General features: G+C 58.2%; 8 protein-coding genes. All 8 read left to right on the forward strand.

All coding sequences use genetic code 11. The features are described 5' to 3' along the window. Nucleotides 1–353 precede the first annotated feature (353 nt). A complete protein-coding gene (arnB, locus tag ACW14G_RS21195; protein WP_249022637.1) occupies nucleotides 354–1,493 on the forward strand; it encodes a UDP-4-amino-4-deoxy-L-arabinose aminotransferase in 1,140 nt (379 codons plus the stop codon). Between the two features lies 1 nt (nucleotide 1,494). Beyond that, complete coding sequence (arnC, locus tag ACW14G_RS21200) at nucleotides 1,495–2,475, forward strand: undecaprenyl-phosphate 4-deoxy-4-formamido-L-arabinose transferase (RefSeq protein WP_167574879.1); 981 nt, start codon at nucleotides 1,495–1,497, stop codon at nucleotides 2,473–2,475. Further along, nucleotides 2,475–4,460, forward strand: a complete 1,986-nt coding sequence (arnA, locus tag ACW14G_RS21205; protein ID WP_223803736.1) for a bifunctional UDP-4-amino-4-deoxy-L-arabinose formyltransferase/UDP-glucuronic acid oxidase ArnA — start codon at nucleotides 2,475–2,477, stop codon at nucleotides 4,458–4,460. The genes arnC and arnA overlap by 1 nt, the downstream gene beginning before the upstream one ends. Next, nucleotides 4,457–5,359 carry a 4-deoxy-4-formamido-L-arabinose-phosphoundecaprenol deformylase gene (arnD, locus tag ACW14G_RS21210; protein WP_167574881.1) on the forward strand — a complete coding sequence of 301 codons (903 nt, stop codon included), beginning with the start codon at nucleotides 4,457–4,459 and terminating at the stop codon, nucleotides 5,357–5,359. The genes arnA and arnD overlap by 4 nt, the downstream gene beginning before the upstream one ends. Continuing rightward, nucleotides 5,356–7,011: a lipid IV(A) 4-amino-4-deoxy-L-arabinosyltransferase gene (gene arnT, locus ACW14G_RS21215; RefSeq protein ID WP_163446792.1), complete on the forward strand. Its 1,656-nt coding sequence runs from the start codon at nucleotides 5,356–5,358 to the stop codon at nucleotides 7,009–7,011. The genes arnD and arnT overlap by 4 nt, the downstream gene beginning before the upstream one ends. Further along, on the forward strand, nucleotides 7,008–7,346 hold the full coding sequence (arnE, locus tag ACW14G_RS21220) for a 4-amino-4-deoxy-L-arabinose-phosphoundecaprenol flippase subunit ArnE (protein WP_167574882.1): 339 nt from the start codon (nucleotides 7,008–7,010) through the stop codon (nucleotides 7,344–7,346). The genes arnT and arnE overlap by 4 nt, the downstream gene beginning before the upstream one ends. Further along, nucleotides 7,346–7,735 (forward strand): 4-amino-4-deoxy-L-arabinose-phosphoundecaprenol flippase subunit ArnF, encoded by a 390-nt coding sequence (arnF, locus tag ACW14G_RS21225; RefSeq protein ID WP_223803738.1) that lies wholly within the window; start codon nucleotides 7,346–7,348, stop codon nucleotides 7,733–7,735. The genes arnE and arnF overlap by 1 nt, the downstream gene beginning before the upstream one ends. A 79-nt stretch (nucleotides 7,736–7,814) precedes the next feature. Then, the coding region (locus tag ACW14G_RS21230; protein WP_455648772.1) for an MFS transporter at nucleotides 7,815–8,940 on the forward strand (1,126 nt) is incomplete at its 3' end.

Below are 8,940 nucleotides of genomic sequence, written 5' to 3' on the forward strand. Positions count from 1 at the left end.
TCTCTATTCTTCATCGTAGGAGAATTTATTATGAGTATATATCCTTTGGTGAGTGAACGTTGAATAATTTGAATCTGCGCCCAGGTTACGATGTAACCTGGGCGCTTTTTACATACAAATCATATGAATTAATAGAGGTGTAATCTATTGATTTCGTTTAGTTAGTATTTATTGTGCCTCTCGCCACAAGTTTCTTAATCTTATCCTAAGATAACATTGATACTTTTACCGTCATCGAATGTTGTCGGTTTGAATATCACGTTATCCATTGCTGTTTTTAAACAAAAACAACGCTCGAATCATTGATTGATGAGCCAGCTTCGCTCATTTGCGTAATAGGGTAAGGAACATTCATGAGTGATTTTCTGCCGTTTTCCCGCCCTTCTATGGGTGAGGCGGAGTTCGCAGCACTCAAGGAAGTGCTGCAATCCGGTTGGATCACCACCGGGCCAAAAAACCAGGCGCTGGAAGAGGCGTTCTGCTCGCTAACGGGGAACCGTTTTTCAATCGCCGTCAGTTCGGCAACCGGCGGTATGCACGTCACGCTGATGGCGCTGGGCATCGGTCCCGGCGATGAAGTCATCACCCCTTCTCAAACCTGGGTTTCGACGCTGAATATGATCGTCCTGCTGGGGGCGACTCCGGTGATGATCGATGTCGATCGCGACAACCTGATGGTGATGCCTGAAGCCATTGAAGCCGCTATTACTCCCCGTACGAAAGCCATTATTCCCGTGCACTACGCGGGTGCGCCTGCTGATATTGAGGGCATTCGCGCAGTGGCGGAGCGTCACGGCATTCCGGTGATTGAAGACGCGGCGCATGCGGCGGGTACCTACTATAAGGGCCTGCATGTCGGCGCGCAGGGAACGGCGATTTTCTCCTTCCATGCCATCAAAAACATGACCAGCGCCGAGGGTGGGCTGATTGTCACCGACGATGAACAGCTGGCCAACCGCATTCGTAGCCTCAAGTTCCACGGTCTTGGCGTTGATGCCTATGACCGCCAGACCCACGGCCGCGCCCCGCAGGCAGAAGTGATTAGCCCGGGCTTTAAGTACAACCTCGCCGATATCAATGCCGCACTGGCGCTGGTTCAGTTGGGCAAATTAGGGCAGGCCAATCAGCGCCGTAGTGATATCGCTCAGCGTTACGTGCAGGAACTGGCGGATACGCCGTTCCAGCCACTGGCCGTACCGAGCTGGTCGCATCTGCACGCCTGGCATCTGTTTATTATTCGCGTGGACGAACAGCGCTGCGGCATCAGCCGTGATGCGCTAATGGAACAACTCAAAGCGCAAGGTATTGGTACCGGGCTGCACTTCCGTGCGGCGCATACGCAGAAATACTACCGCGAGCGTTTCCCTGAACTCTCGCTACCGAATACCGAATGGAACAGCGCACGTATCTGTTCATTACCTCTTTTCCCGGATATGACCGATGACGACACCACCCGTGTCATTACGGCGCTCCATCAGCTAGCAGGCCGTTGATATGTTTGAGTACCCGTTAGTCAAGAAAGTCTCCGTCGTGATACCGGTCTATAACGAGCAGGACAGCCTGCCGGAGCTGATTCGTCGTACCGACGCTGCCTGCGCGACCCTGAATCGTGACTATGAAATTTTGTTGGTCGACGACGGCAGCAGCGACGACTCCGCGCGCATGTTGGTTGAAGCGGCAGAAGCGCCGGAAAGCCACATTGTGGCGGTGCTGTTAAACCGCAACTACGGCCAGCATTCGGCGATTATGGCGGGCTTTAGCCACGTTACCGGCGATCTGATCATCACCCTCGATGCCGACCTGCAAAACCCGCCGGAAGAGATCCCGCGCCTGGTCGAAAAAGCTGACGAAGGCTACGACGTGGTCGGCACTGTGCGGCAGAACCGTCAGGACAGTATCTTCCGTAAAACCGCCTCGAAGATGATTAACCGTCTGATTCAGCGCACCACCGGTAAAGCGATGGGTGACTACGGCTGCATGCTGCGCGCCTATCGCCGCCATATTGTCGACGCGATGCTCAACTGCCATGAGCGCAGCACTTTTATTCCTATTCTGGCGAATACCTTCGCCCGCCGTGCCGTGGAGATTCCGGTGCTGCACGCCGAGCGTGAGTTCGGTGACTCGAAATACAGCTTTATGCGCCTGATTAACCTGATGTACGACCTGGTGACCTGCTTGACCACCACGCCGCTGCGTCTGTTAAGCGTGGTCGGCAGCGTGATTGCGGTGCTGGGCTTTGCCTTCTCCATTCTGCTGGTCGTGCTGCGCCTGGTGCTCGGTCCGGAATGGGCGGGGGACGGCGTGTTCATGCTATTCGCCATTCTGTTCATGTTTATCGGCGCCCAGTTTATCGGCATGGGCCTGCTTGGGGAGTATATCGGCCGCATCTACAACGATGTGCGTGCCCGCCCCCGCTATTTTATTCAACGTGTTGTTCGCCAGGAAAATCTGGATTCTGAAGAGGAAAATCGTTAATGAAAGCTGTTGTATTTGCCTATCACGACATGGGTTGCACCGGTATTCAGGCACTGCTGGATGCCGGATACGACATCGAGGCGATCTTCACTCACCCGGACAACGCGGGTGAGAATAACTTCTTCGGCTCCGTTGCCCGCCTGGCGGCTGAGCAGGGTATTACCGTCTACGCGCCGGAAGACGTCAACCATCCGTTGTGGGTGGAGCGCATCCGCGCGATGGCGCCGGAAGTGATTTTCTCCTTCTATTACCGCAACTTGCTCAGCGACGAGATCCTCAATCTGGCGCCGAAAGGGGCGTTCAACCTGCACGGCTCGCTGCTGCCGAAATACCGGGGTCGCGCGCCGCTGAACTGGGTGTTGGTGAACGGTGAGAAAGAGACCGGCGTGACGCTGCACCGTATGACCAACCGCGCGGACGCGGGGGATATTGTGGCCCAGCAGAGCGTGGCGATTGCTGACTCTGACGTGGCGCTGACGCTGCACCGTAAGCTGTGCACGGCGTCCCAGACGCTGCTTGGCGATGCGCTGGCGAAAATTCGCAGCGGCCAGACCGACGAGCGTGTGCAGGATCATTCGCAGGCGACCTACGTCGGTCGTCGTACCCCGGAAGATGGCCGCCTGGAGTGGGAAAAACCGGCTCAGGCGCTGCATAACCTGGTGCGTGCGGTGAGCGATCCGTGGCCGGGCGCGTTTGGCTATGTCGGCACCAACAAATTTATCGTCTGGAAATCTCGTGTGCGTACCGACATGGAAGCCGCGAAGCCGGGTACCGTTCTGTCCGTCGCGCCGCTGGTGGTTGCCTGCGGTGAAGGCGCGCTGGAAATCGTTACCGGTCAGAGCGCTAACGGCGTTTATATGCAGGGCGCTCAGCTGGCACCGGCGCTGGGTTTGGTGGCGGGCGCGTTGCTCTCCAGCCGTCCGTTTGTGGCCGTTAAACGCCGTACCCGCGTGCTGATTCTGGGTGTGAACGGCTTTATCGGTAACCATCTGACCGAACGCCTGCTGGCCGATGATAGCTACGAGATTTACGGCCTGGATATCGGCTCTGACGCCATCAGCCGCTTCCTCGACTGCCCGCGCTTCCACTTTGTGGAAGGCGATATCAGCATTCACTCAGAGTGGATCGAATACCACATTAAGAAATGCGACGTGGTGCTGCCGCTGGTGGCTATCGCAACGCCTATCGAGTACACCCGTAACCCGCTGCGCGTGTTCGAGCTGGACTTCGAAGAGAACCTGAAGATCATCCGCGACTGCGTGAAGTACAACAAGCGTATTATCTTCCCGTCCACCTCCGAAGTGTACGGCATGTGTACCGATGCTAACTTTGATGAAGATAACTCTAACCTGGTGGTGGGGCCGATCAACAAGCAGCGCTGGATCTACTCGGTTTCCAAACAGCTTCTGGATCGCGTGATTTGGGCTTACGGTGACAAAACTGGCCTCAAGTTTACCCTGTTCCGTCCGTTTAACTGGATGGGGCCGCGTCTGGATAACCTCAACGCTGCGCGTATCGGCAGTTCCCGTGCTATCACCCAGCTGATCCTCAACCTGGTAGAAGGTTCGCCGATCAAACTGATCGAAGGCGGCAAACAAAAACGCTGCTTCACCGACATCAGCGACGGTATTGAAGCGCTGTTCCGCATCATTGAGAACAAAGACGGCCGCTGCGATGGGCAGATTATCAACATTGGTAACCCGGATAACGAAGCGAGCATTAAAGAGCTGGCCGAAATGCTGCTCGACTGCTTTGAGCGTCATCCGCTGCGCGACCGCTTCCCGCCGTTTGCCGGCTTCCGTGAAGTGGAAAGTAGCGACTACTACGGTAAAGGTTATCAGGACGTTGAGCATCGTAAACCGAGCATTCGCAATGCGAAACGCCTCCTCGACTGGCAGCCGACGGTGGAAATGCAGCAGACCGTTGAAGAAACGCTGGACTTCTTCCTGCGCACGGTTGAACTGACGGATGAAAAACCATCATGAAAAAAGTAGGTTTGCGCGTTGATGTCGACACCTTTCGCGGTACTCGCGAAGGGGTGCCAAGGCTGATGGCGGTGCTGAAAAAGCACCGCGTACAGGCCAGTTTTTTCTTCAGCGTCGGGCCGGATAACATGGGGCGCCACCTGTGGCGCCTGGTAAAGCCGAAGTTCTTGTGGAAGATGCTGCGCTCACGCGCGGCATCGCTGTATGGCTGGGACATTCTGCTGGCCGGGACGGCGTGGCCGGGGCGTATTATTGGCGAAGCCAACGCGGAGATTATCCGTAGCGTTGCGCAGACACATGAGGTGGGGCTGCATGCCTGGGATCATCACCGCTGGCAGCAGTGGAGCGGCATGTGGAACGAGCAGCAGCTGATTGACGAAATTGGCCGCGGCCTGTCTGCGCTGGAGACGATTATTGGTCATCCGGTCACCTGCTCGGCGGTGGCGGGCTGGCGCGCTGACCAGCGTGTGGTGAAGGCGAAAGAGTCTTTTGAATTTCTCTACAACAGCGACTGCCGCGGCACGCAACCGTTCATTCCGCAACTCAGCAACGGCGAGAAGGCGACCGTACAGATCCCGGTGACGTTGCCCACCTGGGATGAAGTTGTCGGTAGCGTGGTCAGTGCGGAAGGCTTCAATCGTTGGCTGCTGGAGCGTATTCGCCAGGATACCGGTACGCCGGTGTACACCATTCATGCCGAGGTGGAAGGTGGTGCCTACGCCGAACAGTTTGACTATCTGCTGACCCTTGCGGCACAGCAGGAAATTCGTTTTTGCCCGTTAGGCCAGCTTCTCCCGGATGACTTCCGTCAGTTGCCGGTTGGGAAGGTGGTGCGCGGAGAAATTGCCGGTCGTGAAGGCTGGCTAGGCTGCCAACAACTTTTGAGCTCAGACGTATGAAATCCCTTCGCTATGGTATTTCGTTAGCTGCATTGTTTGTTCTGTACTACCTGGTTCCGCTCAACTTCCGGCTGCTGTGGCAGCCGGACGAAACCCGCTATGCCGAAATCAGCCGCGAAATGCTGGCGACCGGTGATTGGGTGGTGCCGCATTTCCTGGGGCTACGCTATTTCGAAAAGCCGATTGCCGGCTACTGGATTAACAGTATCGGGCAGTGGCTATTTGGTCACAGTAACTTCGCGGTACGCTTTGGAGCGGTGTTTTCTATCACCGTTTCCGCGCTGCTGGTGGTCTGGTTGGCATGGAAAATCTGGCAGGATCGCAAAGTGGCGCTGCTCTCCGGCGCCATCTTCTTAACCGCGTTCCTGGTCTACGGGATTGGCACCTATGCGGTGCTCGACCCGATGATTACCCTGTGGATGACGCTCGCCATGTGCAGCTTCTGGTTGGCGGCGCAGGCGAAGACCACTGGCGAACGCTTCTGGGGTTACGTGCTGCTGGGCGTGGCCTGCGGTATGGGCGTCATGACCAAAGGCTTCCTCGCCCTGGCGGTGCCGGTGATCGGCGTGCTGCCGTGGGTCATTGCGCAGAAACGCTGGCGGGAAGTGCTGGTCTGGGGTTGGCTGTCGGTACTGGTTTGCGTGCTGACCGTCCTGCCGTGGGGGCTGGCCATCGCCGCGCGGGAAAGCGACTTCTGGCGCTACTTCTTCTGGGTCGAACATATTCAACGTTTTGCTCAGAGCGACGCGCAGCACAAAGCGCCGTTCTGGTACTACCTGCCGTTCCTGGTCGCGGGAAGTCTGCCGTGGCTGGCGTTGCTACCCGGCGCGTTCAAGCGCGGCTGGCAGGAGCGAGAAGGGTTACGCGGCGCATTTTATCTGCTGGGCTGGGTGGTAATGCCGTTCCTGTTCTTCAGTATCGCCAAGGGCAAGCTGCCGACCTATATCCTGCCGTGCTTCGCGCCGCTGGCGATGCTGATGGCGCGCTATGCGGTTGAGGCGGCAAAAGTCGGCTCGAAAGCGCTGCGGGTGAACGGCATCATCAACATCGTCTTCGGCGTTGTGGGCCTGGTGGCGGTCGCGGTGGTCTCACCGTGGGGGCCGATGAAACATCCGGTCTGGATGCAGATTGAGCTGTATAAATGCGTACTGGCGGCAGTGGCCTTCTTCTTCTGGGCGCTGATGGGCTGGATATCGATTAAACCGGGCGCACAGCGTTGGCAGCTTGCCGCGCTCTGTCCGCTGGGGCTGGCGCTGCTGGTGGGGATGGCGATTCCCGATCGCGTGACCAACAGCAAGCAGCCGCAGTTCCTGGTGGATATTGTTAGCGAGTCGCTGGCGCCGAGCCGCTATGTGCTGAGCAACAGCGTCGGCGTAGCCGCCGGGCTGGCCTGGGAGCTGAAGCGTAGCGATGTGATGTTGTACGGCCAGCAGGGCGAGCTGAAGTATGGGCTCTCTTACCCTGACGCGAAAGGCAGCTTCGTCTCTACCGAAGACTTCCCGCAGTGGCTGGCGGCACATCGTCAGGAAGGGCCAATCTCGCTGGTGTTATTGCTCTCTCGTGACGTACAGTTAGCCGAACTGCCGCTGCCAAAACCGGATGAGGTATATGCCATGGGCCGCACCGTCTTTATTCAGTACCGTCCGCAATGATCACATGGGCCTGCCTGCTGCTCGCCAGCCTGTTGAGCTGCGGCGGGCAGCTATGTCAGAAACAGGCGACTCGCCCTGCCCGTAAAGGGCTGCGCGGGCGTCATCTGCTAACCTGGCTCGGGCTGGCGCTGGCGCTGCTGGGGCTGGGCATGCTGCTGTGGCTGCTGGTGCTCCAGCAGATTCCGGTCAGCGTGGCCTACCCGATGCTGAGCCTGAACTTCGTCTGGGTGACGCTGGCCGCGCGTCTTATCTGGCGCGAGCCGGTGAGCGGCCGCCATTGGGCCGGGGTGGCGCTGATTATCGTCGGCATTGCGTTACTGGGGAGCAGCGCCTGATGGGGCTTATCTGGGCATTGATGAGCGTGGCGCTGGTCAGCGCCGCGCAGTTGACGCTGCGTGCGGCGATGACCACGCTACCGTCGGCGACGCAACCGCTGGCTTTTTTGCTGCATCTTCTGCATTTTGACACCGGCACGCTGGCGCTGCTGCTGGGTTTGCTGGGCTACGTGGCTTCGATGGCCTGCTGGTTCTTCGCCCTCAAGCGTCTGCCGCTGGCGAAAGCCTACGCGCTGCTGAGCCTGAGCTACATGGTGGTATGGCTTGCGGCGATTTTGCTGCCCGGCTGGCATGAGCCGTTCTCGTGGCGCGGCCTGCTGGGGGTTATTGTGATTATCGCCGGCGTCATTACCATCTTCTGGCCAAACAAACCGACACCTCACCGGTAGTCCGAATCGGGTAATGCCGTCTTCCCGGCGACAAAATGTGCAATAATGCCATTTCTGTTGCATCTATAAGGGATTATCTATGCCTGCGGCCGACACCGAGGCGCAGCTTAGCGGCCTGCGCCTCAATTTGCGTATTGTCTCCGTCGTGATCTTCAACTTCGCCAGCTATCTCACCATTGGCCTGCCGCTGGCGGTGCTGCCCGGTTATGTTCATGATGTGATGGGGTTTAGCGCCTTCTGGGCCGGTCTGGTTATCAGCCTGCAATACTTCGCTACCTTGCTGAGTCGTCCTCATGCCGGGCGTTATGCCGACCAGCTAGGACCGAAAAAAATCGTCGTCTTTGGCCTATGCGGCTGTTTCCTGAGCGGGCTGAGCTATTTACTGGCGGCGTTTGGCGGCGGCTGGCCGTTGATAAGCCTGGCGCTGCTGTGCCTGGGGCGCGTGATTCTTGGCATCGGCCAGAGCTTTGCCGGGACCGGGTCGACGCTGTGGGGCGTTGGCGTTGTCGGGTCGCCGCATATTGGCCGGGTGATCTCCTGGAACGGTATCGTCACCTACGGCGCGATGGCAATGGGCGCGCCGCTGGGCGTGCTGTGTTACCGCTTTATTGGCCTACAGGGGCTAGCGCTGGCGATTATGGCCGTCGCCGCCGTGGCGATTCTGGCGGCGCTGCCGCGTGAGGAAGTGAAAGCGAAAAAGGGCAAACCGATGTCCTTCCGGGCGGTACTCGGGCGCGTCTGGCCCTACGGTATGGCGCTGGCGTTGGCCTCCGCAGGATTTGGCGTGATCGCCACCTTTATCACCCTGTTCTATGACGCCAAAGGCTGGGACGGCGCGGCCTTCGCGCTCACTCTGTTTAGCTGCGCGTTTGTCGGTACGCGCCTGCTTTTCCCGAACGGCATTAACCGCCTTGGTGGACTGAATGTGGCGATGATTTGCTTTGCCGTTGAGGTGGTGGGCCTGCTGCTGGTGGGGATTGCGATGACGCCAATGATGGCGAAGATTGGCACTTTCCTGGCGGGCGCGGGCTTTTCGCTGGTGTTCCCGGCGCTGGGCGTGGTGGCGGTAAAAGCCGTGCCGCAGCAGAATCAGGGATCGGCGCTGGCGACCTATACCGTATTTATGGATTTATCGTTGGGCATCACCGGGCCGCTGGCCGGGCTGATGATGGCATGGATGGGCGTGTCGACAATCTATCTGGCGG

Source organism: Kluyvera sp., assembly GCF_965301105.1.